26 protein-coding genes are annotated in these 23,427 nt (G+C 68.5%); 13 read left to right on the forward strand and 13 right to left on the reverse strand.

Annotation, left to right across the window (positions count from 1 at the left end; all coding sequences use genetic code 11):
* Positions 1-602 precede the first annotated feature (602 nt).
* The 4 genes from AB0D14_RS09590 to AB0D14_RS09605 all read left to right on the forward strand — a co-directional run bounded on the left by AB0D14_RS09590 (position 603) and on the right by AB0D14_RS09605 (position 3,190).
* The gene (locus AB0D14_RS09590) at positions 603-854 is read left to right on the forward strand and encodes a hypothetical protein (protein ID WP_362776460.1); all 252 of its coding nucleotides are present in this window, start codon (positions 603-605) and stop codon (positions 852-854) included.
* A 460-nt stretch (positions 855-1,314) separates the two neighbouring features.
* Positions 1,315-1,677 carry a hypothetical protein gene (locus tag AB0D14_RS09595; protein ID WP_362776462.1) on the forward strand — a complete coding sequence of 121 codons (363 nt, stop codon included), beginning with the start codon at positions 1,315-1,317 and terminating at the stop codon, positions 1,675-1,677.
* A gap of 394 nt (positions 1,678-2,071) precedes the next feature.
* On the forward strand, positions 2,072-2,332 hold the full coding sequence (locus tag AB0D14_RS09600) for a hypothetical protein (protein WP_362776464.1): 261 nt from the start codon (positions 2,072-2,074) through the stop codon (positions 2,330-2,332).
* A gap of 510 nt (positions 2,333-2,842) precedes the next feature.
* Positions 2,843-3,190 carry a hypothetical protein gene (locus tag AB0D14_RS09605; protein WP_362776466.1) on the forward strand — a complete coding sequence of 116 codons (348 nt, stop codon included), beginning with the start codon at positions 2,843-2,845 and terminating at the stop codon, positions 3,188-3,190.
* Between the two features lie 141 nt (positions 3,191-3,331).
* Here the strand turns inward: AB0D14_RS09605 and AB0D14_RS09610 are convergent, their stop codons facing one another.
* The 3 genes from AB0D14_RS09610 to AB0D14_RS09620 form a co-directional block, all read right to left on the reverse strand.
* Positions 3,332-3,634, reverse strand: a complete 303-nt coding sequence (locus AB0D14_RS09610; protein ID WP_362776467.1) for a hypothetical protein — start codon at positions 3,632-3,634, stop codon at positions 3,332-3,334.
* A 302-nt stretch (positions 3,635-3,936) separates the two neighbouring features.
* On the reverse strand, positions 3,937-4,233 hold the full coding sequence (locus AB0D14_RS09615; protein ID WP_362776469.1) for a hypothetical protein: 297 nt from the start codon (positions 4,231-4,233) through the stop codon (positions 3,937-3,939).
* A 226-nt stretch (positions 4,234-4,459) separates the two neighbouring features.
* Positions 4,460-4,939: a hypothetical protein gene (locus tag AB0D14_RS09620; RefSeq protein WP_362776470.1), complete on the reverse strand. Its 480-nt coding sequence runs from the start codon at positions 4,937-4,939 to the stop codon at positions 4,460-4,462.
* Between the two features lie 536 nt (positions 4,940-5,475).
* Here AB0D14_RS09620 and AB0D14_RS09625 point away from each other — a divergent pair.
* Both AB0D14_RS09625 and AB0D14_RS09630 read left to right on the forward strand, forming a co-directional pair.
* Positions 5,476-6,261: a hypothetical protein gene (locus tag AB0D14_RS09625; RefSeq protein ID WP_362776472.1), complete on the forward strand. Its 786-nt coding sequence runs from the start codon at positions 5,476-5,478 to the stop codon at positions 6,259-6,261.
* Between the two features lie 74 nt (positions 6,262-6,335).
* Positions 6,336-6,617 carry a hypothetical protein gene (locus AB0D14_RS09630; RefSeq protein ID WP_362776474.1) on the forward strand — a complete coding sequence of 94 codons (282 nt, stop codon included), beginning with the start codon at positions 6,336-6,338 and terminating at the stop codon, positions 6,615-6,617.
* A 192-nt stretch (positions 6,618-6,809) separates the two neighbouring features.
* Here AB0D14_RS09630 and AB0D14_RS09635 read toward each other — a convergent pair whose 3' ends face one another.
* Positions 6,810-7,781: a pirin family protein gene (locus tag AB0D14_RS09635; RefSeq protein ID WP_362776476.1), complete on the reverse strand. Its 972-nt coding sequence runs from the start codon at positions 7,779-7,781 to the stop codon at positions 6,810-6,812.
* A gap of 137 nt (positions 7,782-7,918) precedes the next feature.
* The gene (locus tag AB0D14_RS09640; RefSeq protein WP_362776478.1) at positions 7,919-8,416 is read right to left on the reverse strand and encodes an SseB family protein; all 498 of its coding nucleotides are present in this window, start codon (positions 8,414-8,416) and stop codon (positions 7,919-7,921) included.
* A gap of 269 nt (positions 8,417-8,685) precedes the next feature.
* Between AB0D14_RS09640 and AB0D14_RS09645 the strand changes: the two genes are divergently transcribed.
* From AB0D14_RS09645 to AB0D14_RS09655, 3 genes are all read left to right on the forward strand, one after another.
* Entirely contained in the window at positions 8,686-10,512 is a 1,827-nt protein-coding gene (locus tag AB0D14_RS09645; protein ID WP_362776479.1) for an acyl-CoA dehydrogenase, read from the forward strand.
* 260 nt (positions 10,513-10,772) lie between these two features.
* A complete protein-coding gene (locus AB0D14_RS09650; protein ID WP_362776481.1) occupies positions 10,773-12,071 on the forward strand; it encodes a M18 family aminopeptidase in 1,299 nt (432 codons plus the stop codon).
* A gap of 192 nt (positions 12,072-12,263) precedes the next feature.
* A complete protein-coding gene (locus tag AB0D14_RS09655; RefSeq protein WP_362776483.1) occupies positions 12,264-12,515 on the forward strand; it encodes a DUF6458 family protein in 252 nt (83 codons plus the stop codon).
* A gap of 81 nt (positions 12,516-12,596) precedes the next feature.
* Here AB0D14_RS09655 and AB0D14_RS09660 read toward each other — a convergent pair whose 3' ends face one another.
* Positions 12,597-12,794, reverse strand: coding sequence for a hypothetical protein (locus AB0D14_RS09660; RefSeq protein WP_362776484.1), 198 nt, complete (start codon positions 12,792-12,794; stop codon positions 12,597-12,599).
* Positions 12,791-13,201: an ATP-binding protein gene (locus AB0D14_RS09665; protein WP_362776486.1), complete on the reverse strand. Its 411-nt coding sequence runs from the start codon at positions 13,199-13,201 to the stop codon at positions 12,791-12,793. Before AB0D14_RS09665 ends, AB0D14_RS09660 begins: the two co-directional genes overlap by 4 nt.
* 232 nt (positions 13,202-13,433) lie before the next feature.
* Between AB0D14_RS09665 and AB0D14_RS09670 the strand changes: the two genes are divergently transcribed.
* Both AB0D14_RS09670 and AB0D14_RS09675 read left to right on the forward strand, forming a co-directional pair.
* Positions 13,434-14,279, forward strand: coding sequence for a helix-turn-helix transcriptional regulator (locus AB0D14_RS09670; protein ID WP_362776488.1), 846 nt, complete (start codon positions 13,434-13,436; stop codon positions 14,277-14,279).
* A 10-nt stretch (positions 14,280-14,289) separates the two neighbouring features.
* Positions 14,290-14,484, forward strand: coding sequence for a DUF397 domain-containing protein (locus AB0D14_RS09675; RefSeq protein WP_362776489.1), 195 nt, complete (start codon positions 14,290-14,292; stop codon positions 14,482-14,484).
* A gap of 94 nt (positions 14,485-14,578) precedes the next feature.
* Here AB0D14_RS09675 and AB0D14_RS09680 read toward each other — a convergent pair whose 3' ends face one another.
* Complete coding sequence (locus tag AB0D14_RS09680; protein ID WP_362776491.1) at positions 14,579-15,436, reverse strand: carbon-nitrogen family hydrolase; 858 nt, start codon at positions 15,434-15,436, stop codon at positions 14,579-14,581.
* Between the two features lie 154 nt (positions 15,437-15,590).
* Here AB0D14_RS09680 and AB0D14_RS09685 point away from each other — a divergent pair, with 154 nt between their 5' ends.
* A complete protein-coding gene (locus AB0D14_RS09685) occupies positions 15,591-16,415 on the forward strand; it encodes a maleylpyruvate isomerase family mycothiol-dependent enzyme (protein WP_362776492.1) in 825 nt (274 codons plus the stop codon).
* 89 nt (positions 16,416-16,504) lie between these two features.
* On the opposite strand, the gene AB0D14_RS09690 is transcribed toward AB0D14_RS09685, so the two are convergent.
* Together AB0D14_RS09690 and AB0D14_RS09695 are read right to left on the reverse strand one after the other, a co-directional pair.
* Positions 16,505-17,830, reverse strand: coding sequence for an MFS transporter (locus AB0D14_RS09690; protein ID WP_362776493.1), 1,326 nt, complete (start codon positions 17,828-17,830; stop codon positions 16,505-16,507).
* Entirely contained in the window at positions 17,827-18,519 is a 693-nt protein-coding gene (locus AB0D14_RS09695) for a GntR family transcriptional regulator (protein WP_362776494.1), read from the reverse strand. Before AB0D14_RS09695 ends, AB0D14_RS09690 begins: the two co-directional genes overlap by 4 nt.
* A gap of 208 nt (positions 18,520-18,727) precedes the next feature.
* Here AB0D14_RS09695 and AB0D14_RS09700 point away from each other — a divergent pair, with 208 nt between their 5' ends.
* Entirely contained in the window at positions 18,728-19,630 is a 903-nt protein-coding gene (locus AB0D14_RS09700; protein WP_362776496.1) for a D-alanyl-D-alanine carboxypeptidase, read from the forward strand.
* Between the two features lie 84 nt (positions 19,631-19,714).
* On the opposite strand, the gene AB0D14_RS09705 is transcribed toward AB0D14_RS09700, so the two are convergent.
* Genes AB0D14_RS09705 through pdhA form a run of 3 tightly spaced genes read right to left on the reverse strand, consistent with a single transcriptional unit; the run spans position 19,715 to position 23,347 of the window.
* Positions 19,715-21,187 carry a dihydrolipoamide acetyltransferase family protein gene (locus tag AB0D14_RS09705; protein ID WP_362776498.1) on the reverse strand — a complete coding sequence of 491 codons (1,473 nt, stop codon included), beginning with the start codon at positions 21,185-21,187 and terminating at the stop codon, positions 19,715-19,717.
* A 10-nt stretch (positions 21,188-21,197) separates the two neighbouring features.
* Positions 21,198-22,178 carry an alpha-ketoacid dehydrogenase subunit beta gene (locus tag AB0D14_RS09710; protein ID WP_362776499.1) on the reverse strand — a complete coding sequence of 327 codons (981 nt, stop codon included), beginning with the start codon at positions 22,176-22,178 and terminating at the stop codon, positions 21,198-21,200.
* Positions 22,179-22,180: 2 nt separating this feature from the next.
* Positions 22,181-23,347: a pyruvate dehydrogenase (acetyl-transferring) E1 component subunit alpha gene (gene pdhA / locus AB0D14_RS09715; RefSeq protein WP_362776501.1), complete on the reverse strand. Its 1,167-nt coding sequence runs from the start codon at positions 23,345-23,347 to the stop codon at positions 22,181-22,183.
* Positions 23,348-23,427: the final 80 nt, after the last annotated feature.

Raw genomic sequence — 23,427 nt, forward strand, 5'->3', positions numbered from 1 at the left:
GTGAATGTGAGCCAATCGGGCCGCCTGGCCTCCGGTTGAGTCGGTCCAGGCATTTCAGCCCACGAGTGGGGCGCACCCGAGGTCGCCGAGTTCCTTCGAGCCCGGACCAGGGGCCGGCCTCTCGTGCACGGAGCGGGAGCCGCACTTCGAACGGGCCCCGTCGAGACCGGAGTTAGGGCACTCGGGGCGCACCTCGTGGAGCGCGCGGGCACGGCGGCCGGCCGGTCGCGTCCTCCCGCCGTGTCCGGTGCGGCTCGGTGCGGCTCGGTGCGGCCGGGTGAACGAGTCTGTAGCGTGGACGAGTTGCGACGAGATGCCGCAGGCGAACAACCACTCCCCTCGTGCCCGGGGGCTCGCATCCGGGCAGGGAGGGAATCATCGCCAAGTAGGCCCGCATCGGACCAGGTTGGGCCGCCGCTACGGAGCGGGGCGGTCGCCACCGCGTGTTCGACCGGCCCTCGACACCCCCATACGCGCCCATGTCCCCGCCCGGACACGGGACATCCGCAGCGTGGAATCCCCCGATTGACTACTGCTAGTGTTCACTTCGTCACAGTAGGCAACCAGCCTCGACGTACAGGCACTCAAGGACCGAGGGTTCCATGCGTAAGTTTCAGCAGGCAGCCATGATCGCAGCAGTGGCGGCTGGCGGTCTGTCCGCCATCGGCGCCGGAGCCGGCGTCGGTACCGCCTACGCCCAGGACAAAACGCCGGAGGTGAACGACCTCTACCGCCCGTACCAGGAGTGCAGCCCGCAGACGGTGGCCGCGAACGACCTCCCGGTCGCCCTGCTCGGTCTCGCCGAGACCTACGACACCAGCTGCGGCCAGTACAACAACGCCTTCACCGACTGAGGTCAGCGGCGTAATCGCGTACGACGCTTTCCGCGAGCCCCTCGGGGTCACCCCCGCAGGGGCCCGTTCACGTGCGGCCGCCTGCAGCAGGAAGCCGCTCCTCTGAGGCGCGTGCGTTCGCGACAGCTCTGAAATCCCGTGCGTCGATGAGCGGTTGCCGGCCTTTCGGGTCGGTCTGCCGTAGCCATCAGGCTGGTCAACCACAGATAAACAGCCGTTCGTTCAACCCGCTGGAAGCAGCGAGGGCCCGGCGAGCGCCCCAGGCCACATCGATCGACTCGGGCGTGTACCGCAGCAACAGCGTCTTCATCAGGTCGGTCCTTCACTTCGCAAGTGAGGTACCGAACCCCGAACATCCCGGACATGGGTCGGAGCTGGACGCCCACCTCTCCGACAGCCCCAGGGCCCGGCTCGGCCGGTTCGCGGCGCCCGGGCAACCCTCACAAAGGAAACCCATCACATGTTCAGCAGGAAGAAGATCGCGGCCGTCTCGGGGATTCTCGGCGGCCTCGTCGTGACCTGTACCGGCGGCGCCCAGGCATACGCCGCGGACCCGCCGGCGTCCTGTGGTCTCGACAAGCAGGGCACCATCACCTGCGTCCAGCGGGTGGTCGGCAAAACGCCCGAGGGCGAAGGGTTCATCGTCCGCCAGTCACAGAGCTGTGTACCGACGCAGCCCTTGCAGCTGCCCGTCATTCCCCTGCTGAACAGCGGGAGAACGCGGATCGGGCCCGAGGTGACCTGCGCCCCCAACTCGGCGCCGGAACCCGACACCAGTGACGACACGGACAACAGGCTGGAGCTGCCTGGCCTGCTGGGCTGAGTCCCCGGGCGGAACCTTCCGATACTTCCTCATCTTTCGAGCAGCGGATGGCCGGACCAGCGTGACCTGGTCCGGCCATCCGCTGCTTCTGCGTCCACGCAAGCGCGAGGCGCGCGCGTCGGCGGGCAAACGAGTGGCTTCCCGTCACCGCCCGTGACCCGCCCCCGGGGAAACGTCGTTCCCCAAGCGACAACGGCGAACCCACGACCGGCCCCATCACCAGCGCCCCTCATCCCCCTTCAAGTCCGTGAACGAGCGGACGGGAGGGCGCTTCGCCATAGGCCGACACGGCGCATAGAAAGGTAAATGTCCCTAATGGCTATGATTCACGTGTATATGCTCACATTAAGTAGTCAAGCCAGGGCGTCATGCCCAGCTAAGAAAGGGACCAACTATGCGCAAGTTTCAGCGGGCCGCAGTTGTAGCCGCAGCGGTCGCGGGGCTGTCCGCCCTCGGTGGCGGCGTCAGCTTCGCCGACGGCGGCTTCGATGGTGGGGTCACCGCGATCGCTTCCTCGCAGGCCAACGCCGTGGCCAACTGGGGTGCCCCGCAGCACGGTCAGCCGCACTCCGACGGCCCGCAGGCTCCGTGGTTCGCGCCGGAGAACGGTGTCAGCTACACGCCGGAGCAGGACCACGGGCCGCACGGCCACTAAGGAAGGGCCGCCGGCCCGATGCGCGCGTTTCAGCAGACCGCGGTCGTAGCCGCAGCGGTGGCGGGGCGAGTGGCTCCGCACTCCACGCCGCAGTGGACCTCATAGGCCGATTCGCAGGTGGTCACGCCGCAGTCCGCACTCCGGTCGGCCCTGCATTCGGTCGCCTCGGGGACCATCGCGCCGCACTTCACCTCAACCGCCGTAACAGGCGCATCGACACCTGTCAGAACACCGTATGCACCGCATGCAGGTCACACGATCCGAACGTCCATGTCCTGGATCGGCTCGGGCTGCTCAACGGTGTGCTGGACAACGCCCTCAACGGCAAGGCAGCCCGGACGCGCGGCAGAACCCACCAGGGTGCGCGTCCGGGCTGCCTCAGTGCCGTCGCCGGACGCAGCTGAGGACGCCTCAGACGCTGGGTCCCGTAGTTCGAAGTTCTCCAAGGCTCGGACGCACGCCGATCAACGGCGCAGGCGCCCGGGCCTCGATCGCAAAGGAACGCAGCACATGTTCAGTCGGCAGAAGATCGCAACCGTCTCGGGTCTGCTCGGAACTCTCGCCGTGATCTACATCGGTGCCGCGCCGGCGTACGCCGCGGAAGCCCCGCGCGATTGCAAGACCTCCGCCCGGGGCGAGACCACCTGCATGCGCAAGAGCGAGGTCATCCGCAGCGACGAGAACGGCAGGTACGTCATCAAGCAGACGCAGGAGTGCACGTCGACCTCCATGCCGCGCTTGGCGGCGCCCGAGTACGGCTCGCCGAAACCGGGTTCCATGAAGGTCGGACCCGTTATGGAATGCTCAAACAGGGCCGAGCTGCCCAAGAGCTTCAAGCGGCCTCATTTCAAGTTCTGAGGCGCGATCGGCGAATGCCGGACCAGGATCCCTCCCGGTCCGGCATTTCGACTTTCTGGCTTCCCGGCTTCCCGGCTTCCCGGCGACATAGAAAACTCGGTGCCCCGGCCTGTGGCCGGGGCACCGAGGACGGTTCTGCCCTTACTTGCCGACGGTGTTGCTGCAGCCCATGGTCGAGCCCATGGCGTTCTGCTGGGCGCCCGAGTTGCCCTCGCCGTTCAGCAGGTTGCCGCCCAGGCCGTTGAGGACGCCGACCTGACCGAGGATGTCGACGTTGGAGTCGTGCGACCTACAGTTGCTGCTCTGCATGATGTTGAAACTCTTGCCGTCTCCGCGCGAACCCCAGCCGTCCTTACCCCCGTCGGCGTGGGCGGCGCCGGCACCCAGGAGGCCGACGCTGCTGAGGGCAGCGACCAGGACGGCAGCCTTGCGAAGCTTCTGCATGTGTTCTCCGGTGGAGTGAGGTGAATGCGATCTGTGCCAGATCGACTTCCTACGATTACGAAGGCTAATAAGAAATATCGCCGAAAACCCCGAGGCGCGCCGAATTCGGGGAATCGTCACCACCTTGGCCGACGGCCGGTAAATACCGTTCCCCTTGAGCGAATCACTGCGAGCGAGTCACTGCGATCGAGTCACTGCGTCAACAAATGGCCCCGTCGACACAAAAGTGTCCCGGCACCGGGCCTGAGACTCGGTGCCGGGACTGTTTCCCGCTCACGGCCGCCTACGCGACCGCCACGCGCCTAGAAGGCGCTGTTGTTGCAACCCATGCTCGAACCGATGTGAGTGTCCTGCGCACCAGGGTTGCCCTCGCCGTTGAGGGCGTTGCCCAGCAGGCCGTTGAGCAGGCCGACCTGGCCGAGGATGTCGAGGTTCAGGTCGTGCGACTTGCAGTTGGAGCTCTGCAGAACGTTGAAGCGGTCGCCGCCCTTGTCGTGGCCGCCCTCGGGGCCTCCGTTGGCGTGGGCGGTGCCGACGCCCAGGAGGCCGACGCTGCTGAGGGCAGCGACCAGAACGGCAGCCTTGCGAAGCTTGCGCATGTCATCTCCGGTGGAGTGGGGTGAATATGGCCCTTTATGGACCAACTTCGTACTGTTACGGCAGATTAGTACGAAATACCCTCAAAACATCGAGCGACGCGCCGTGTTTTGTGACCTCTCTTCGGAAGCATCCTGAAGCCGCAACGCGGCCGAGCGGGCCCCTCGGGAGCGCCCCCTCGAAGGTCCGCCTGGACGTCGACTTCAGGCTGTCCGGCGGCTGGGGGTCCTAGTGGGAAGCGTGGGCCGTCGCGGCGGCGTTGGCCTGGCTGTTGACCTGGCCGCAGTCGATACCCCGGGTCTCGGAGGCGGCGAGCAGGGCGACCGGGAGGTTCGCGTTGAGCAGGGACTGCGGGCTGCACTCCTGGTACGGACGGAAGAGGTTGTTCTGGTGCACCGGGGTGGCCTGCGACGGGGCCGACTGCGGGGAGACCTGCGGGTTGATCTGGGGATTCAACTGGGGGTTCAACTGGGGGCTGACGTCAGCGGGCTGCTGCGGGGCAGCCTGCTGCGGAGCCGGCGAACCGTAGCTGTGCGCGGTGGCCTGCGAAGAGGTCATCGAGGCGGCCTGGGCGTCCTGCTGCGAAACGGGGGGCGGAGCTGCACCGTTGTATGCAGCCGGAGTGACGGCGAAACCGGGACCGGCGCCGGTGGCGGACAGACCGCCAGCAGCGGCGACGACGAGCGCGACCTGCTGAAGCTTGCGCATGGAACCCTCGGCCCTTCATTGACCTGTGCATGGAACGTATCGAAACGCTGATGAGCCAGTGCAGTTGTTGCTTTTCCTGCTGCCTTGTTGCGGCCTCGATCGACCATCGCTCTGACCCAGTGGGGAACGAGATGAGTACGGAACCAGTCACGGGAGCCGGGGCCTGGTCACCCATTTGCCAGAGAGTTTGAATCACCGACCGATGAAGTGCGGTGCCACCGACCTGGAATATCCGGTCGGCGGGGCCCTGTCGGACGGGAAAAAAGCCGGTAATCCGATCGATGGCAAATGGGTGACGAGATTTCCGATCCCGTGACCGGGCAGGAGGAAATGTCGTTGCCATCTGGGAGAAGGCAGCGATCATGAATTCACAGAGAGAGTCATCGGGATCCGCTGTCTGCTCCGGCGTGAAGTCGCACGTGACAGCCCAGGATTTCCCTGTCAGGGCGCAGTACGAACTTCAGACTGGGCGCACGCAAGACTGCACTGAAATACAACGGATTTCCCTGCACAGGTATTGAAGGGCCGAGGGTTCCATGCGAAAGCTTCACAAGGCCGCGCTCGTCGTAGCAGCGGCCGGCGGTCTGTCCGCCATCGGCGCCGGCGTCAGCCATGCCGACTCTCCCGTCGGGTACGGCGGTGCCGCTCCGGCGCCCGCTCCCCTGTATCCGGCGCCCCAGTACCAAGCACCTCAGTACCAGCCGCCCGCGCCGCAGTACCAAGCACCTCAGTACCAGCCGCCCGCGCCGCAGTACCAAGCTCCCCAGTACCAGCCGCCCGCGCCGCAGTACCAAGCACCTCAGTACCAGCCGCCCGCGCCGCAGTACCAAGCTCCTCAGTACCAGCCGCCCGCGCCGCAGCAGCAGGCCACGGCCTCGACCAGTTCGCTGGGCACCGCACAGGCCTCCGGTGCGCCGTCGTACTCCCAGCCGTCGTATCCCCAGCAGTCGTATCCCCAGCCGATGCCGCAGCCCGCTCCCCAGGCACCTGCTCCGCAGCAGAACGGTCAGGCTTCCGCCTGGGCCTCATCGACGGGCTCCGCGCAGGCCTCCTCGCCGGCGCAGGTCGTGCCGCAGGTCACCCCGCAGACGGCGCCGCAGGTCATGCCGCAGGTCGCCCCGCAGGTCGCCGTCCCCCAGGCCTTCAACCCGGAGCCCGCGCCGCGCGTCGCCCCGCAGGTGAACCCGCAGATGAACCCGCAGGTGAACCCGATCATCAATCCGCTGATCTCGGCGGCCGGCACACCGCAGGTGTCCCCGCTCGGCCTCGGACAGGTCGCGGCGCCGCCCGTGGGCCAGCTCGGTCTCCCCCGACTCGGCTGATGCCGTCCCCTCAGTTGTCCACCGTCCCCACTCGATCTGCTGCAGATCGCATCCGCTCGACCAACGGAGAAAAAATGCGCAAGCTTCAGAAGGCCGTCCTCGTGGGCGCCATCCTCGGCAGTGTCGGCTCCTTCGGCGCCGGCACCGCCGTCGCGGACGGCGGCGACCAGGGACACGACGGTTTCGGCGTCACGCAGGGCATCGAGTGCCGCTCGCACGACATGAACATCGACGTGCTCGGCAGCCTCGGCGCCCTCGACGGACTGCTGGGCAACGCGCTCAACGGCGAGGGCAACCCGGGTGCGCAGTCCAACCACCTCGGTGCGGACATGGGCTGCAACAGTCGGGCGCTCTGAGCAGCCGCGCCAAACGCTTCTCCCCGCCGGGCTCCGTCACCCGGCCGGCCACTGGACGGGACGGCCTCGGCGTCCGTCGGTCGGCGCAGGCGGAAAAGCGGGGCCGGGTCCCCGACCGTGGTGCGGTCGGGGACCCGGCCCCGCTCATGCGTTCCTGGGCGCAGCCGGGGTCTGCGGCCCGCTCGCCGGGGCCTACAGCCCGCTCTCGGACATCCCGTGCACGGCGGGGATGCTCCCCAGCCGCCCCTTCTGGAAGTCCTCGAACGCCTGCTGGAGCTCGTCCTTGGTGTTCATCACGAACGGGCCGTAGTGCGCCATCGGCTCACGGATCGGCTGTCCGCCCAGCAGCACGACCTCCATGTCCGGCGTGTTCGCGTCCTGCTCCTCGTCCGCGCGGACCGTCAGCGAGGAGCCTGCTCCGAAGACGGCGGTCTGGCCCAGGTGGATCGGGCGGCGCTCCGCGCCGACCGCGCCCTTGCCCGCGAGGACGTACGCGAGGCCGTTGAAGTCCTCACGCCACGGAAGGGTGAGCTCCGCACCCGGCGCGAGGGTCGCGTGGACCATGGTGATCGGGGTGTGGGTGATGCCGGGCCCCGCGTGCCCGTCCAGCTCACCGGCGATGACCCGCAGGAGCGCGCCGCCGTCGGCGGTGGAGAGCAGCTGGACCGAACCACCACGGATGTCCTGGTAGCGCGGCGCCATCATCTTGTCCTTGGCCGGCAGGTTCACCCACAGCTGCAGGCCGTGGAAGAGACCGCCAGACATGACCAGGGACTCCGGCGGCGCCTCGATGTGCAGCAGGCCCGAGCCCGCCGTCATCCACTGGGTGTCGCCGTTGGTGATGGTGCCGCCGCCGCCCTGGCTGTCCTGGTGGTCGAAGATGCCGTCGATGATGTAGGTGACGGTCTCGAAGCCGCGGTGCGGGTGCCACGGGGTCCCTTTCGGCTCCCCAGGCGCGTACTCCACCTCACCCATCTGGTCCATCATGATGAACGGGTCGAGGTGGCGGTAGTTGATCCCGGCGAACGCGCGTCGGACCGGGAAGCCCTCTCCCTCGAAGCCGCTCGGTGCGGTGGTCACGGTGAGCACGGGCCGGGCCACGGCCTCTGCCGATGCCACCACACGGGGCAGGGTCAGCGGGTTCTCGACGGTCACTGCAGGCATGTCGGTACCTCCTTGTGCTCGGAGTTTAGTTGAATGTAGAACTTCCTGCCACCCGGAACACAGAACGCCCGGAGGGAATTCCCTCCGGGCGTCGCTCGTGGAGCCGGACCTCTCGGCCGCCTGGGCGGCAAGGGCTGTCAGCCGTACATCCGGCGCATCGCGAAGTCCACCATCTGCTCGACCGCCTTCGCGTCGAAGACGATGCGGTGCTCCCCCTCCATGTCGAGGACGAAGCCGTAGCCGGTGGGGAGCAGGTCGATCACCTCGGCGCCGGTGATCACGAAGTACTTGGACTCCTTGCCGGCGTACCGGCGCAGCTCCTTGAGCGAGGTGAACATCGGGATCACGGGCTGCTGGGTGTTGTGCAGCGCCAGGAATCCGGGGTTGTCACCGCGCGGGCAGTAGACCTTGGACGTCGCGAAGGCCTGCTGGAAGTCCTCGGGGGTCAGCGACCCCGTGGTGAAGGCGCGCACCGCGTCCGCGAGTGACGGTGGCGACGGCTCGGGGTAGAGCGGCGGCTGCTGGCCGTACCCGCCGACCCCGCCGACACCACCGGGCATCTGCTGCTGCGGCGGCGGCTGGGGCTGCGCGTACTGCTGCTGGCCCGGTCCGACGTTCTGGTCGTAGCCGTACATGAGGGCAAGACTACCGAGGGCACGGGGGTCCAAGGTCGTCCGCGGCGGATTTCCTCGAACAGGTGGCGTACCTGACGAGTCGCGCCCGAATGTAGACCCTGCTCACACTTGGGCCATCAGGGGTTGCTTCTTATTACCGACGGGTAGCATCATCGTAGCTACTAGTTGGTACGTGAACCAGATGCGCACCAGACTCGCAGACTCGAACCAGGTGCGAGGACTCGCACGAGGACTCACCACCTCCCCGATCCCTTAACGGAGCCGTCGCCATGGGCCACTACAAGTCGAATCTCCGCGACATCGAGTTCAACCTCTTCGAGGTGCTCGGGCGCGACAAGCTGTACGGCACCGGCCCGTTCGCGGAGATGGACACCGAGACCGCCAAGAGCATCCTCGAAGAGCTGACCCGCCTCTCGGAGAACGAGCTGGCGGAGTCCTTCACGGACGCCGACCGCAACCCGCCGGTCTTCGACCCGCAGACCAACACGGCGCCCGTCCCTGCGTCCTTCAAGAAGTCCTACGAGGCCTTCATGGACTCCGAGTACTGGCGACTCGGCGTGCCCGAGGAGATCGGCGGCACCACCGCACCCCGCTCCCTGATCTGGGCGTACGCCGAGCTGGTGCTCGGCGCGAACCCGGCGGTCTGGATGTACTGCTCGGGCCCCGCGTTCGCCGGCATCCTCTTCGAGGAGGGCAACGAGGTCCAGAAGCACATCGCGAAGATCGCCGTCGACAAGCAGTGGGGCTCCACCATGGTGCTCACCGAGCCGGACGCAGGCTCGGACGTCGGCGCCGGCCGCACCAAGGCGGTCCAGCAGGAGGACGGCTCCTGGCACATCGAGGGCGTGAAGCGGTTCATCACCTCCGGTGAGCACGACATGTCGGAGAACATCCTCCACTACGTGCTCGCCCGCCCCGAGGGCGCCGGACCCGGCACCAAGGGCCTCTCCCTCTTCCTCGTACCGAAGTACGAGTTCGACTTCGAGACCGGCGAGCTGGGCGAGCGCAACGGCGCCTACGCCACGAACGTCGAGCACAAGATGGGCCTCAAGGTCTCCAACACCTGCGAGATGACGTTCGGCGACCGTCACCCCGCCAAGGGCTGGCTCATCGGCGACAAGCACGACGGCATCCGCCAGATGTTCCGCATCATCGAGTTCGCCCGCATGATGGTCGGCACGAAGGCGATCTCCACGCTCTCGACGGGTTACCTGAACGCGCTGGAGTACGCCAAGGAGCGCGTCCAGGGCCCCGACCTCGCGCAGTTCATGGACAAGACCGCGCCCAAGGTCACCATCACGCACCACCCGGACGTGCGCCGCGCGCTGATGACGCAGAAGGCGTACGCGGAGGGCATGCGCGCCCTGGTGCTGTACACCGCCTCGATCCAGGACGAGATCCAGGTCAAGGAGGCCGAGGGCGCGGACGCCCCCGCCCTTGAGGCCCTCAACGACCTGCTCCTGCCGATCGTGAAGGGCTACGGCTCCGAGAAGGGCTACGAGCAGCTCGCCCAGTCGCTGCAGACCTTCGGCGGCTCCGGCTTCCTGCAGGAGTACCCGATCGAGCAGTACATTCGCGACGCCAAGATCGACACGCTGTACGAGGGCACGACCGCGATCCAGGGCCAGGACTTCTTCTTCCGGAAGATCGTCCGCAACCAGGGCGCGGCGCTGAACTCGCTCGCCGAGGACATCAAGAAGTTCCTGGCGCTCGGCACCGGCGGCGAGGAGCTGTCCGGCGCCCGTGAGCACCTCGCCAAGGCGGCCGTCGAGCTGGAGGCCATCGTCGGCCTGATGCTCACCGACCTCGCGGCGACCGAGCAGGACGTCAAGAACATCTACAAGGTCGGGCTCAACACCACCCGCCTGCTGATGGCCTCCGGTGACGTCGTCGTCGGCTACCTGCTCCTGAAGGGCGCGGCCGTCGCCGCCGAGAAGCTGGAGACGGCCTCCTCGAAGGACACCGCGTTCTACACCGGCAAGATCGCGGCGGCCAAGTTCTTCGCCGCCAACGTCCTGCCGGGCGTCACCGGCGCGCGCAAGCTCGCCGAGGCCGTCGAGCTGGACCTGATGGACCTGGACGAGGCCGCGTTCTAGAGACCGCGTTCCAGAGGCCGCGTTCCAGCAGCGTTCTCGCCGAGTTCCAGCCAGTGGGCCAGCCGGTGTTCCGGCCCGGTTTCGGCCCGGTTCCGGCCTGCCGGAGCGGGGCGCGGCCGGGTCCGGGCCCGGGATCCGCCGGCTTCGCGGGGGACTTCGCGGGGGAACCTCCCCACCCGTCCCACCGTCTGTACACACCCCTCACGAAGGCCCGTTCCCATCCCCGGGAGCGGGCCTTCGTACGTCGTTAAGGTGAACCCATGCGCACACCGCCCCGCTTCGACCGCGGACACACCGACGACCTCATGTCCTTCCTGGCGGCGAGCCCGTCCCCGTACCACGCGGTGGCGAACGCCGCCGAGCGGCTGGAGAAGGCGGGCTTCCGACAGGTCGCGGAGACCGACGCGTGGGACGGGGCCACCGGCGGGAAGTACGTGCTGCGCGGAGGCGCGATCGTGGCCTGGTACGTGCCGGAGGACGCCGAGCCGCACACCGCCTTCCGCATCATCGGGGCGCACACCGACTCCCCCAACCTGCGGGTGAAGCCGCGCCCGGACAGCGGCGGGCACGGCTGGAGACAGGTATCCGTCGAGGTCTACGGCGGTCCGCTGCTCAACTCCTGGCTGGACCGGGACCTGGGCCTGGCCGGCCGGCTGTCGCTGCGGGACGGCTCGACACGGCTCGTGAACGTCGACCGCGCACTGCTGCGGGTGCCGCAGCTCGCCATCCACCTGGACCGTTCCGTCACCGCCGAGGGTCTCAAGCTCGACAAGCAGCGGCACCTGCAGCCCGTCTGGGGCCTGGGTGACGACGTACGCGACGGCGATCTGATCCGCTTCCTGGAGCAGGAGACCGGGGTCCCCGAGGGCGAGACCACCGGCTGGGACCTGATGGTCCACTCCATCGAACCGCCCGCCTACCTGGGCCGGGACAAGGATCTGGTCGCGGGCCCCCGCATGGACAACCTGCTGTCCGTGCACGCCGGTACGGCGGCGCTGACGGCCGTGGCGACCGCCGAGGAGCCCCTGCCGTACATCCCGGTCCTCGTGGCGTTCGACCACGAGGAGAACGGTTCGCAGTCCGACACGGGAGCGGACGGCCCGCTGCTCGGCAGCGTGCTGGAGCGTTCGGTCTTCGCGCGCGGAGGGTCGTTCGAGGACAGGGCCCGCGCCTTCGCGGGCGCGGTCTGTCTCTCCTCCGACACGGGTCACGCCGTGCACCCGAACTACGCGGAGCGGCACGACCCGACGCACCACCCGCGTGCGGGCCAGGGCCCGATCCTCAAGGTGAACGTCAACAACCGCTACGCCACGGACGGTTCGGGCCGCGCGGTCTTCGCCGCGGCCTGCGAGAAGGCCGGCGTGTCCTTCCAGACCTTCGTCTCCAACAACTCCATGCCCTGCGGCACGACCATCGGGCCCATCACCGCGGCCCGCCACGGCATCAGGACGGTCGACATCGGCGTGGCCATCCTGTCGATGCACAGCGCCCGCGAACTGTGCGGCGCGGACGACCCGTTCCTGCTGGCGAACTCACTGGTGGCGTTCCTGGAGGGGTAGGTGTGCCCCGGGGGAGAGACCCTGTTCCGAGCCAACTGGCAGACCGCGTAAGGCGAATCGGTTTTCGTGCCGCTTGCCTGACGTGTCGTCCGCTCCCGCATGGAGGGGCCGGGCCCGGGTACTCGCACCGCACCCGGGAACCGTACGGTCTCCGGGCCGGCACGACACCGTGTGCAACAGGAGGCAACACTCATGGGCCTGGGCGGGTGCATCATTCTGATCGCCGCAGGAGCGATCCTCACGTTCGCGACCGACTGGGACATGCAGGGGGTCAACCTCGACCTGGTCGGCGTCATCTTCATGATTGTCGGGCTGATCGGTGTGGCCACGTTCAGCAGCATCGCCAGGCGGCGGCGGGTCGTGATGCCGCCGCAGACCACGCAGGTGATCGACGACCAGCGGCACCACAACCCCAACGGCTACAGCGACGGTTACGGCGCCTGATCGACGTACGCGTCAACTGCTCACCTCCCCCGTAGGTGGCCGGCCCTCCGCCGTGCCAGGCCTTCCGCGGCCCTGGCCAGGTCATGTGCCGTGCCCCAGGACGGCTCCCGCCATCGTCCGGCCGGCGGCGAGAGCAAGGACCTCCGTGAGCGACTCGGCCAGGCGGCCGGCGATCCAGTGGAGTTGGTCGGCGGTGGGGGGTGCGCCGACGCCGTCGAGCATCGGGCGGGCGAGGCCGAGGATCACGGCCGCCGTTTCGAGTTTCTGCCGTTCGGTCATGGCGCCGCCGCCCCTCGCCGTACCGGCAGGTCGAACCAGACCGCCTTGCCCGCCGGGATGTGCGGGGCGTGCCCCCAGCGGCCCTCGGTGAGCGCGTCCACCAGGTACAGCCCCCGGCCGCCGCCCTGCTCCCACGTGTCCGCCGTGAGTTCCCTTATCACCGGCGGATTGTCGTCTCCGTCGCACACGATCACCCGCAGCCGCCCCTCCTCCACGGCCAGCCACAGCACGGTGCCGTCGCCTTTGGCGTGCGTGCAGGCGTTGGTGACGAGTTCGGAGGTGCAGAGGATCGCGTCGTCGACGAGGACGGGGTCCAGGTGCAGGGTGCTCAGGACGGTCGCGACGAAGTCGCGGGCGATGTGGGGGGAGGTGTCGAGGGGCGGACAGACGAGGGCGTACGAGGGCACGGGCCATCAACTCCGGTGGGGTGAGGGGGATTCGCGCAAGCCCGGCCGCGTTGCTGTCCGGCGCCCCGGTGTCGACGGGCCGGGGTGGCGCTTCCAACGAGGGGTGGGCGTGCAGAAGTTGCGGAAGAGTGACCGCTTGGGCACCCTCCGTGAGGTACGTTACGACGGTAGCGGACAAGTTGCGACGTATCAACCTGTCCGGCAAACTCGTCAAGGAGCAGAGGAGGACGTCATGCCACCGAGGCCCAACCCCACGATCCGTCAGGTGCGATTGGGCGCGGAACTGCGGAAGCTGCGCGAGGCCGCCGGCGTATCGAATCGGGATGCCGCCGAGTTCCTGAACACCAGCCCGACCCAGGTCAGCCACATTGAGGCCGGGAGGTTCGGAATCAGCGAGGACCGATTGCGCGCACTCACGGGCTTGTACGCCTGTTGCGACGCCCAACTCATCGACGTGCTGGTAGAGATGGCGAGCGATCGTGGAAAGGGCTGGTGGGAGGAGTACCGAGGCGTCATCCGCCCCAGAGCCCTCGACCTCGCCGAGTTGGAACAACATGCGTTGTATATCCGCACGTTCCAGGTCGTGCACGTACCGGGGATCCTTCAGATCGAGGAATACGTCCGCACAGCCTCGGTCTTCGTCGAGCCGGACCGCCCGGAGAGTGAGCACGAGGCCCGCGTCGCGTTCCGAATGCGGCGCCGCGAGGTGCTGGAGTCCGGGATGCCGTATGACGCGATCATCCACGAGGCCGCGCTGCGCATGGGGGTAGGCGGCCCCAAGGTCGCCCGCGCACAGCTCGAACATCTCCTCAAGTCAGCAGAGAGGCCGAACATCACGATTCGCGTGGTCCCGTTCGCAGCAGATGGCTTCGCGGGCGCAGGCTTCCCTATGCAGTACCTCGGCGGCGCGATCCCCCAACTGGACACCGTGCAGACGGACACCCCGCACGGCGCCGAATTCATCGACGCCGCCGCCCAGCTGAACCGCTACCGCGCCCTCCTCGAACGCGTGGACAGCACCGCCCTCGCGGTGGATGCTTCTCTTAACCTCGTTCGTCGTATCGCTCAAGAACTATGAAAGGCCCTCCGTGCCCGAATCCCTCCACTGGCAGAAGTCGTCGTTCTCGGGAGGAGCCGACGACACCGACTGCCTGGAGATAGCCGCCGCCCCCACCACCCTCCACCTCCGCGAGAGCGACACCCCGGGCACGCTCCTCTCGCCCACCCCCGCCGCCCTCCAAGCCCTGCTCACCGCCGTGCGAACCTGCGGGGAGCGGCTGTAGCGCGAGACCGGGCTCAGCCCGTCGGCCTACCGGCGGCGTTTCGGACCGGCCGCCGGGGAAGCGCCAAGCACCCCGTGGCCCCCTCGCCACGTGATCAGCGAGGCGCCTCAACCCCCAGCAGTCGATCCTTCAGCGCCGGAAACTGCTCCCGCGTGGTACCGACCCTCGCGGGGTCGAACTCCACGGTGAGGACCTCCTCCCCGGCCCCCGCCTCCGCGAGGACCTCCCCCCAGGGATCGACCACGATCGAGTGACCGGCCTGCGGAACCCCCGCGTGCGTCCCGCCCGTTCCACAAGCGAGCACATACGACTGGTCCTCGACGGCCCGCGCCCGCGCGAGGAGCGTCCAGTGCGAGCGGCGGCGCTCGGGCCAGCCCGCCGGGACGACGAGCGTCTCGGCCCCGGCGTCGACGAGCCCGCGGAAGAGCTCGGGGAAGCGGAGGTCGTAGCAGGTGGCCAGGCCGAGCGTGGTCTGCGGCAGGCGGACGGTGACCAGCTCGGAGCCGGCACCCATCAGCACCGCCTCGCCCTTGTCGAAGCCGAAGCGGTGGATCTTGCGATACGTGGCGACGAGGTCGCCGGAGGGGGAGAAGACGAGGGAGGTGTTGTAGAGAGCCCCGTCGGACGCACCCCGTTCAGGGACAGACGCCACCCGTTCGGGATCAGACGCGACCCGTTCGGGATCGGAAGGAGCCCGTTCCGGAATCGAACCCGCGTGCAGCCATACGCCCGCGTCGCTCGCCGCCTTGGCCATCACCTCGTAGGTGGGCCCCTTGAGCGGCTCGGCCTCGACGCCGAACGACTCGAAGGCGAAGGCTCCGGTCGTCCAGAGTTCGGGCAGGACCACCAGGTCGGACCCGGTCTGTTGCCGTACGAGCGAGGCGACGCGCTGCCTGCGTGCGTCGACCGATTCGCCCTCGTCCACGGCGATCTGGAGGAGAGAGGCGCGCACACTACCACCGTCCTGGCATTCGAGCCTTTGATACGGGCCTACGATCGTCACACGAAAGCACTGCCGGGGTGCCTCACAGCAGCGTAACTTAGCGTCCCAAGACACCCGCTGCCTGTGCACTGCCCGCGCCCAACCGCCCGAGGGGTCCCGTTCCGTGAGTCTGCCTCCCAGCCTTCAGTCCTACGCCGACGCCTGGACCCATTCGATCGACGCGATATCCGACCTGGTGTCGCCGCTGGTGGAGGGCGAATGGAACCGGCGGACGCCATGCCCGGGCTGGTCGGTGCGCGACCTCGTCTCCCATGTGATCGGCCTCGACTGCGAGATGCTGGGCGATCCCCGGCCGATCCACACGCTCCCCCGCGACCTGTACCACGTGACGAACGAGCACCAGCGGTACATGGAGATGCAGGTCGACGTCCGCCGTCACCACACCGCTCCGGAGATGACCTCCGAGCTGGAGTACACGATCATCCGCCGCAACCGTCAGCTGCGTAACGAGTCGCGCCGGCCCGACGCGCTGGTGCGCGGCCCGCTCGGTACCGAGGTCACCCTGGAGGAGTCGATGCGCCACCGGGCGTTCGACCTCTGGGTGCACGAGCAGGATCTGCGCACCGCCCTCGGCCGGCCCGGCAACCTCGACTCTCCGGGTGCGTACGTCGCCCGCGATGTACTGCTCAGCAGGCTCCCCAAGGTCGTCGCCAAGGACGCGGGCGCACCGGCGAACTCGGCGGTCGTCTTCGACGTCCACGGCCCCGTCGAGTTTCTGCGCACGGTCCGCGTCGACGCCGAGAGGGTGGGTTCGATAGACGGCACCCCGTCCCTCGGCCCGGCCGCCACCCTCGCCCTCGACTGGGAGACCTACTTCCGCCTGGCCTGCGGCCGGGTGACTCCGGAGGCGGTGTCGGACCGGCTCAAGACAGAGGGCGACCCGGAACTGACAGCGGCGATCCTGAGGAACTTCACGGTCACGCGGTAACAGCGGTAACACGTGACGCCGCAGTACGGTCACGCCGCACCGGGGTCTTTCAGGCCGGTACGGGGGTTCGGGGGCGGAGGCCCGAGGGGTCACGCCGGCACATGCACCGTCTCCACCCGACTGGCGACCAACCGCTCCCGCTCCCGCCGCACCGCCTGCTTCCGCAACCGCAGTATCTGACTGAGCCCGAGAGCCTGCAGAACGAACACCGCGGAGAACGCGACGGTATAACTGCCCTCCGTGGCGTCCAGCAGCACCCCGACCGCGAACAGCGTCGTCATGGAGGCGACGAATCCACCCATGTTGGTGATACCGGAGGCAGTCCCCTGCCGCTCGGGCGGATTCGCGGGACGTGCGAAGTCGAAGCCGATCATCGACGCGGGCCCACAGGCACCGAGGACCGCGCACAGCACGACCAGCAGCCACATCGGCGCGTGGTCGGCGGGATACGCGAGCGTGGCACCCCACACGACGGCCGTGGACAGGACCGTGCCGAGCGCCAGCGGCAGCCGCGCCGCGTGGTGCCGGGCGACGATCTGCCCGTACACCAGGCCGATGAACATGTTGGAGAGCACGACGAGTGTGAGGAGTTCTCCGGCCGTCGCCCGGGACAGGCCCTGGGCCTCGACGAGGAACGGCAGCCCCCACAGCAGCAGGAACACCATCGCCGGGAACTGGGTCGTGAAGTGCACCCACAGCCCGAGCCGCGTCCCGGGCTCCCGCCAGGACGCCGCGATCTGACGGCGCACGTACGCGGCTCCCTGGTGCGGCGACGGCTCCGGCTCGTGCCCCTCGGGGTGGTCCTTCAGGAACACCAGCATCAGGACGAGGACGACGACACCGGCGACCGAGCTGCCCGCGAACGCGGCCGTCCAGCCGACTCCGTGCAGCAGCCGGGCCAGTACGAGCGTGGAGACGAGGTTGCCCGCCATGCCCACCAGGCCCGCGAGCTGCGCGACCATCGGTCCGCGGCGGGCCGGGAACCAGCGACTGCCGAGGCGCAGCACGCTGATGAAGGTCATCGCGTCACCGCACCCGAGCAGGGCGCGCGAGGCCAGCGCCGTTCCGTACGTCGGTGAGAACGCGAAACCCAGCTGGCCGATCGTGAACAGGACGACGCCGAGGGTCAGCACCTTCTTGGTGCCCAGCCGGTCGACCATCAGGCCGACGGGTATCTGCATGCCCGCGTAGACGAGGAGCTGGAGGATCGAGAAGGTCGAGAGCGCGGAGGCGTTGACGTGGAAACGGTCGGCGGCGTCGAGGCCGGCCACCCCCAGAGACGTACGGAAGATGACCGCGACGAAGTAGACGGAGACGCCGACGGACCAGACCGTGACGGCTCTGCGGCCGCCCGGCGGGTCGCCGGGCAGTGACAGCGAAGACGAGGACGATGAGGACGACGAGGACGAGCTCATCGGACGTCCCCCCGCGCCAGGTTGGAGAACCAGCTGACGTGGCGGTGGACCAGGGCGACCGCATCCTCGGCATCGCCGGAGCGCAGCGCGTCGAGGATCTCCTGGTGTTCGGCGAGCGTCTTGGTGATCCGGTCCGGGTGGGCGTGCATCACGGCGACGCCCATCCTCAACTGCCGGTCACGCAACTGGTCGTAGAGGCGGGAGAGGATCTCGTTCCCCCCGCTGCGGACGATCTCGGCGTGGAAGCAGCGGTCGGTGACGGCGGCTCCGGCCAGGTCACCGGCGGCGGCCTGTTCCTGCTGCTTCGCCAGGAGTTCGGTGAGGCGCTCGATCAGCGCCGGCGAGGCCGGTACCGCCTTACGGATGGCGTGTTCCTCGACGAGTTGCCGGGTCTCCACCACGTCCGCGATCTCCTGCGCGGAGACGGGCAGCACGAGAGCGCCCTTTTTCGGGTAGAGCCGGATCAGGCCCTCGACCTCCAGCTTGAGCAGTGCCTCGCGCACCGGCGTCCGCGAGACGCCGACGGCCTCGGCCAGCTCTCCCTCGGTGAGCAGCGTCCCACCTGCGTAACGGCGTTCCAGCACGCCCCGCTTCACATGCGCGTAGACGCGCTCGGCGGCCGGAGGCTGCTTCGCGGTCTGCCGCTCGGGCGCGGGCGCGGTGGGGGACGGCGCTTGGGCTGATGGCATGCGCACAGCATAGATACAACATGTACGCATGGTCGCGGACGGTCCATGATGTGGACCAGGGGGAGGTAAAAAGACCGACCCTGGTGCACTGGCCGCACATCTTTCTGTGCTAGTTACGTGTCTCAAGGGAAGGCGCCACGCGCAAGTGGCCGCCCTCCTGGGGCATTTGGCACCTTCCGGTGCTTCCAACGTAATCGGGGTAATTGACTTGACAACCGGCACAAAGGGTCTACGGGTTCGCAGAGCTGTCGCAGTGGTCTTCACCACCGGAGCCGTGCTCGCGACCGGAGCCCTCGGCACGGCGCCCGCGCAGGCCGTCACGAAGCCCACGGTCGCCGCAAAGGGCGGCTTCGTGATGAACAGCGGCTCGGGTGCGTCCCTCTACACCAAGGCCGCGGACACGCGCCGCTCCACCGGCTCCACCACGAAGATCATGACCGCGAAGGTCGTGCTGTCGCAGCCGAACCTGAACCTGGACACCAAGGTCACCATCCAGAAGGCGTACAGCGACTACATCGTCGCCAACACCGCCTCCTCGGCCCGGCTGATCGTCGGCGACAAGGTCACCGTCCGCCAGCTCCTGTACGGCCTCATGCTGCCGTCCGGCTGTGACGCCGCGTACGCGCTCGCCGACAAGTTCGGCTCCGGCTCGACGCGCGCCGCCCGGGTGAAGTCGTTCATCGGCAAGATGAACAAGCAGGCCAGGGATCTCGGCCTGACGAACACGAAGTTCGACTCGTTCGACGGCATCGGCACCACCAGCACCTCGAACTACTCCACGCCGCGCGACCTGACGAAGATCACCAGCAGCGCGATGAAGAGCGCCAACTTCCGCGCGATCGTGAAGAAGAAGACGTACACGGCGAAGACCGTGACGAAGACCGGCGGCACCCGCACGATGGCGGCGTGGACCAACACCAACGGTCTGCTCAGCAGCTACACCGGTTCGATCGGTGTGAAGACCGGCTCCGGCCCGGAGGCCAAGTACTGCCTGGTCTTCGCCGCGACCCGGAACGGCAAGACGGTCGTCGGCACGGTGCTCGCCTCGACGTCCATCGCGGCCCGTGAGTCGGACGCGAAGAAGCTCATGAACTACGGCTTCGCCCAGTAGACGAGCAGCAGCAAAAAGACTGCGCCGTTGCCCGCGCCCCTTTTCCAGGGGCGGCGGGCAACGGCGCAGTCTTTTTGCCTTCACCTACCCCCAGGTGATCAACCGCTTGGGCTGTTCCAGAACCGCCGCCACATCGGCGAGGACCTTGGAGCCCAGCTCCCCGTCGACCAGCCGGTGATCGAAGGACAACGCCAGCGTCGTGACCTGGCGAGGCCTGACCTTGCCCTTGTGGACCCAGGGCTGGAGCTTGATGGATCCGACGGCGAGGATCGCGGACTCGCCGGGGTTGAGAATCGGCGTACCGGTGTCGACGCCGAACACCCCGACGTTGGTGATCGTCACCGTGCCGCCCTGCATGGCCGCCGGCGAGGTCCTGCCCTCGCGGGCGGTACCCACCAGCTCCCCGAGCGCTTCGGCGAGCTGGGGCAGCGTTTTGGCGTGGGCGTCCTTGATGTTCGGGACGATCAGGCCGCGGGGAGTGGCCGCCGCGATGCCCAGGTTCACATAGTGCTTCTGGACGATCTCCTGGGCGGCCTCGTCCCATGAGGCGTTGACGTCCGGATGGCGCTTGATGGCGACCAGCAGGGCCTTGCAGACCAGCAGCAGCGGATTCACCCGCAGCCCCTGCATGTCCTTGTCGCGCTTGAGCTCCTCGACCAGCTTCATCGTGCGCGTCACGTCGACCGTGACGAACTCGGTGACATGCGGCGCGGTGAACGCCGAGCCGACCATCGCGGCCGCGGTCGCCTTGCGGACACCCTTGACCGGCACACGGGTCTCCCGCACACCGTCGTACGAGACGAGCGGAGCCGCGATCGGGGCCGCGGCCGGAGCCGGGGCCGCGGCGCCGACGGGAGCCGTCGCCGCCGAAGGTGCCGGGGCCACCGCCGCGTGCACGTCCTCGCGGGTGATGATCCCGTCCGGGCCGGAGGGGGTGACCCCCGCGAGGTCGACCCCGAGGTCCTTGGCCAGCTTGCGCACCGGAGGCTTGGCCAGCGGACGGGCCGCGGGAGCCGCGTGTCCGTTCAGCTCGCTGTGGACCGCCGCGGCCGCCTCCGGCTGCTGGGCCGGAACACCCCTGCGGGGGCGGCGCTTCGTGGAGGACACCGAGACCCCGTACCCGACGAGGACCGGCTTGCGGCCTTGCGGCTCGGGCTCCTCCGGAGCGGCGCCGGACTCCTCGGAAGGCGCCACGGGCTCCGCCTCCGCCGATGGGGCCACCGGAGCCGCCGTCGCCGAAGCCGGAACCTGCGCCTCGGGCGGGACGGCCGGAGCAACCGGAGCGGCTCCGCCCGCCACGTCCACCGCGATGATCACCTGGCCGACGTCCACCGTCGTCCCCTCGGGGAAGCGCAGCTCGTGCACCACCCCGTCGTAGGGGATCGGCAGCTCGACGGCGGCCTTGGCGGTCTCGACCTCGCACACCACCTGCCCGTCGGTCACCGTGTCACCGGGCTTGACGTACCACTTGAGGATCTCCGCCTCGGTCAGCCCCTCACCTACGTCGGGCATCTTGAACTCACGCAGCCCAGAGGCCGTTTCAGTCATCGTCGTCACGAACCTCTCCTCAGTACGCCAGCGAGCGGTCGACGGCGTCGAGCACCCGGTCCAGGCCCGGCAGATACTCGTCCTCCAGCCGTGCCGGCGGATACGGCGCGTGATAGCCGCCGACCCGCAGCACCGGCGCCTCCAGGTGGTAGAAGCACCGCTCCGTGATCCGGGCCGCGATCTCCGAGCCCGTCCCCAGGAACACCGGGGCCTCGTGCACCACGACCAGGTGGCGGGTCTTCTCGACCGATGCCTGGAGGGAGTCGAAGTCGATCGGGGACATCGACCGCAGGTCCACCACTTCGAGGGACTTGCCCTCCTCCTGGGCGGCCGCCGCGGCCTCCTGGCAGACCTTCACCATCGGCCCGTACGCGGCCAGCGTCAGATCGCTGCCCTCGCGCACCACGCGTGCCTTGTGCAGCGGCCCGGGGATCGCCTCGCGGTTCACCTCGCCCTTGTCCCAGTAGCGCCGCTTCGGCTCGAAGAAGATCACCGGGTCGTCGCTGTGGATGGCCTGCTGCATCATCCAGTAGGCGTCACCCGCGTTCGACGGGGAGACCACCTTCAGGCCCGCCACGTGCGCGAAGAGCGCCTCGGGGGACTCGGAGTGGTGCTCGACTGCGCCGATGCCGCCGCCGTACGGGATGCGGATGACGACGGGCATCTTGATCTTGCCGAGCGCTCGCGCGTGCATCTTCGCGAGCTGCGTGACGATCTGGTCGTACGCCGGGAAGACGAACCCGTCGAACTGGATCTCCACGACCGGGCGGTAGCCGCGCAGCGCGAGCCCGATCGCCGTGCCGACGATGCCCGACTCGGCGAGCGGGGTGTCGATGACCCGCTCCTCGCCGAAGTCCTTCTGCAGACCGTCCGTCACCCGGAACACGCCGCCGAGCTTGCCGACGTCCTCGCCCATGATCAGGACCTTGGGGTCCGAGTCGAGGGCCGTGCGCAGCGATTCGTTGATCGCCTTGGCCAGCCCCATCTTTTCCACGGTCATCGCTACTCGCCCTCCCCTTCATCGGCGAACGACGCCTGGTAGGCGGCGAACTGGGCCCGCTCCTCGTCGACGAGCGCGTGCCCGTCCGCGTACACGTTCTCGAAGATGGCGAAACGGTCCGGGTCCGGCATGGCACGGACCACTTCGCGCACTCGCTTTCCCAACGCCTCGCTCTCGGCATCGAGTTCCGCGAAGAATCCCTCGTCCGCGTGGTTTGAAGCCTCCAGGTACCTGCGCAGGCGCAGGATCGGGTCCTTCGCCTCCCACGCCTCGCGCTCCTCGTCGGCCCGGTACTTGGTCGGGTCGTCGGAGGTGGTGTGGGCGCCCATGCGGTACGTGAACGCCTCGACGAGGGTCGGCCCCTCGCCCCGGCGGGCCCGCTCCAGCGCCCACTTCGTGACGGCGAGGCAGGCGAGGACGTCGTTGCCGTCGACCCGGACGCCCGGGAAGCCGTAACCCTGCGCGCGCTGGTAGAGCGGGACGCGGGACTGGCGCTCGGTGGGCTCGGAGATGGCCCACTGGTTGTTCTGGCAGAAGAACACGACGGGCGCGTTGTAGACCGCGGAGAAGGTGAACGATTCAGCGACGTCGCCCTGGCTGGAGGCACCGTCCCCGAAGTACGCGATCACGGCCGAGTCGGCGCCGTCCTTGGCGACGCCCATGGCGTATCCCGTGGCGTGCAGCGTCTGCGAGCCGATGACGATCGTGTACAGGTGGAAGTTGTTGCTGTTCGGGTCCCAGCCGCCGTTGTTCACGCCGCGGAACATGCCGAGCAGGTTGGCCGGGTCGACTCCGCGGCACCAGGCGACGCCGTGCTCGCGGTAGGTCGGGAAGACGTAGTCGTCCTCGCGGGTCGCCCGGCCGGAGCCGATCTGGGCGGCCTCCTGGCCGAGCAGCGAGGCCCACAGGCCCAGCTCGCCCTGACGCTGCAGGGAGGTGGCCTCGGCGTCGAAGCGCCGGGTGAGCACCATGTCGCGGTACAGCCCGCGGAGGTCTTCGGGGGTGATGTCGGCTACGTACGCGTCGTATTCGCCATTCTTGACGCGCTTCCCCTCCGGGGTCAGCAGCTGTACGAGGTCGGGCCGGGCGCCCGGCGGCTTCTTCGCAGCGGTGCGCTTGGTACCGGCGCTGCGTCGCGGCTTGCGCGCGGCAGTGCTCTCCACGGTCACGTGTGCTCCTCCGTCGGTCCGGCCCCCGGGGTTGCCGGGAACTGGGGTTCCCCCAGCTGTTCAAGAGCCGGGGGAGCGGT

The sequence above is a fragment of the Streptomyces sp. NPDC048484 genome (genome assembly GCF_040651415.1).
Classification (GTDB): domain Bacteria; phylum Actinomycetota; class Actinomycetes; order Streptomycetales; family Streptomycetaceae; genus Streptomyces.

What these genes read in the sequence shown, in the direction of transcription:
- AB0D14_RS09590 (WP_362776460.1), top strand. Translation starts at nt 603, where the DNA reads ATGCGTAAGTTTCAGCAGGCAGCCATGATCGCAGCAGTGGCGGCTGGC.
- AB0D14_RS09595 (WP_362776462.1), top strand. Translation starts at nt 1,315, where the DNA reads ATGTTCAGCAGGAAGAAGATCGCGGCCGTCTCGGGGATTCTCGGCGGC.
- AB0D14_RS09600 (WP_362776464.1), top strand. Translation starts at nt 2,072, where the DNA reads ATGCGCAAGTTTCAGCGGGCCGCAGTTGTAGCCGCAGCGGTCGCGGGG.
- AB0D14_RS09605 (WP_362776466.1), top strand. Translation starts at nt 2,843, where the DNA reads ATGTTCAGTCGGCAGAAGATCGCAACCGTCTCGGGTCTGCTCGGAACT.
- AB0D14_RS09610 (WP_362776467.1), bottom strand. Translation starts at nt 3,634, where the DNA reads ATGCAGAAGCTTCGCAAGGCTGCCGTCCTGGTCGCTGCCCTCAGCAGC.
- AB0D14_RS09615 (WP_362776469.1), bottom strand. Translation starts at nt 4,233, where the DNA reads ATGCGCAAGCTTCGCAAGGCTGCCGTTCTGGTCGCTGCCCTCAGCAGC.
- AB0D14_RS09620 (WP_362776470.1), bottom strand. Translation starts at nt 4,939, where the DNA reads ATGCGCAAGCTTCAGCAGGTCGCGCTCGTCGTCGCCGCTGCTGGCGGT.
- AB0D14_RS09625 (WP_362776472.1), top strand. Translation starts at nt 5,476, where the DNA reads ATGCGAAAGCTTCACAAGGCCGCGCTCGTCGTAGCAGCGGCCGGCGGT.
- AB0D14_RS09630 (WP_362776474.1), top strand. Translation starts at nt 6,336, where the DNA reads ATGCGCAAGCTTCAGAAGGCCGTCCTCGTGGGCGCCATCCTCGGCAGT.
- AB0D14_RS09635 (WP_362776476.1), bottom strand. Translation starts at nt 7,781, where the DNA reads ATGCCTGCAGTGACCGTCGAGAACCCGCTGACCCTGCCCCGTGTGGTG.
- AB0D14_RS09640 (WP_362776478.1), bottom strand. Translation starts at nt 8,416, where the DNA reads ATGTACGGCTACGACCAGAACGTCGGACCGGGCCAGCAGCAGTACGCG.
- AB0D14_RS09645 (WP_362776479.1), top strand. Translation starts at nt 8,686, where the DNA reads ATGGGCCACTACAAGTCGAATCTCCGCGACATCGAGTTCAACCTCTTC.
- AB0D14_RS09650 (WP_362776481.1), top strand. Translation starts at nt 10,773, where the DNA reads ATGCGCACACCGCCCCGCTTCGACCGCGGACACACCGACGACCTCATG.
- AB0D14_RS09655 (WP_362776483.1), top strand. Translation starts at nt 12,264, where the DNA reads ATGGGCCTGGGCGGGTGCATCATTCTGATCGCCGCAGGAGCGATCCTC.
- AB0D14_RS09660 (WP_362776484.1), bottom strand. Translation starts at nt 12,794, where the DNA reads ATGACCGAACGGCAGAAACTCGAAACGGCGGCCGTGATCCTCGGCCTC.
- AB0D14_RS09670 (WP_362776488.1), top strand. Translation starts at nt 13,434, where the DNA reads ATGCCACCGAGGCCCAACCCCACGATCCGTCAGGTGCGATTGGGCGCG.
- AB0D14_RS09690 (WP_362776493.1), bottom strand. Translation starts at nt 17,830, where the DNA reads ATGAGCTCGTCCTCGTCGTCCTCATCGTCCTCGTCTTCGCTGTCACTG.
- AB0D14_RS09695 (WP_362776494.1), bottom strand. Translation starts at nt 18,519, where the DNA reads ATGCCATCAGCCCAAGCGCCGTCCCCCACCGCGCCCGCGCCCGAGCGG.
- AB0D14_RS09710 (WP_362776499.1), bottom strand. Translation starts at nt 22,178, where the DNA reads ATGACCGTGGAAAAGATGGGGCTGGCCAAGGCGATCAACGAATCGCTG.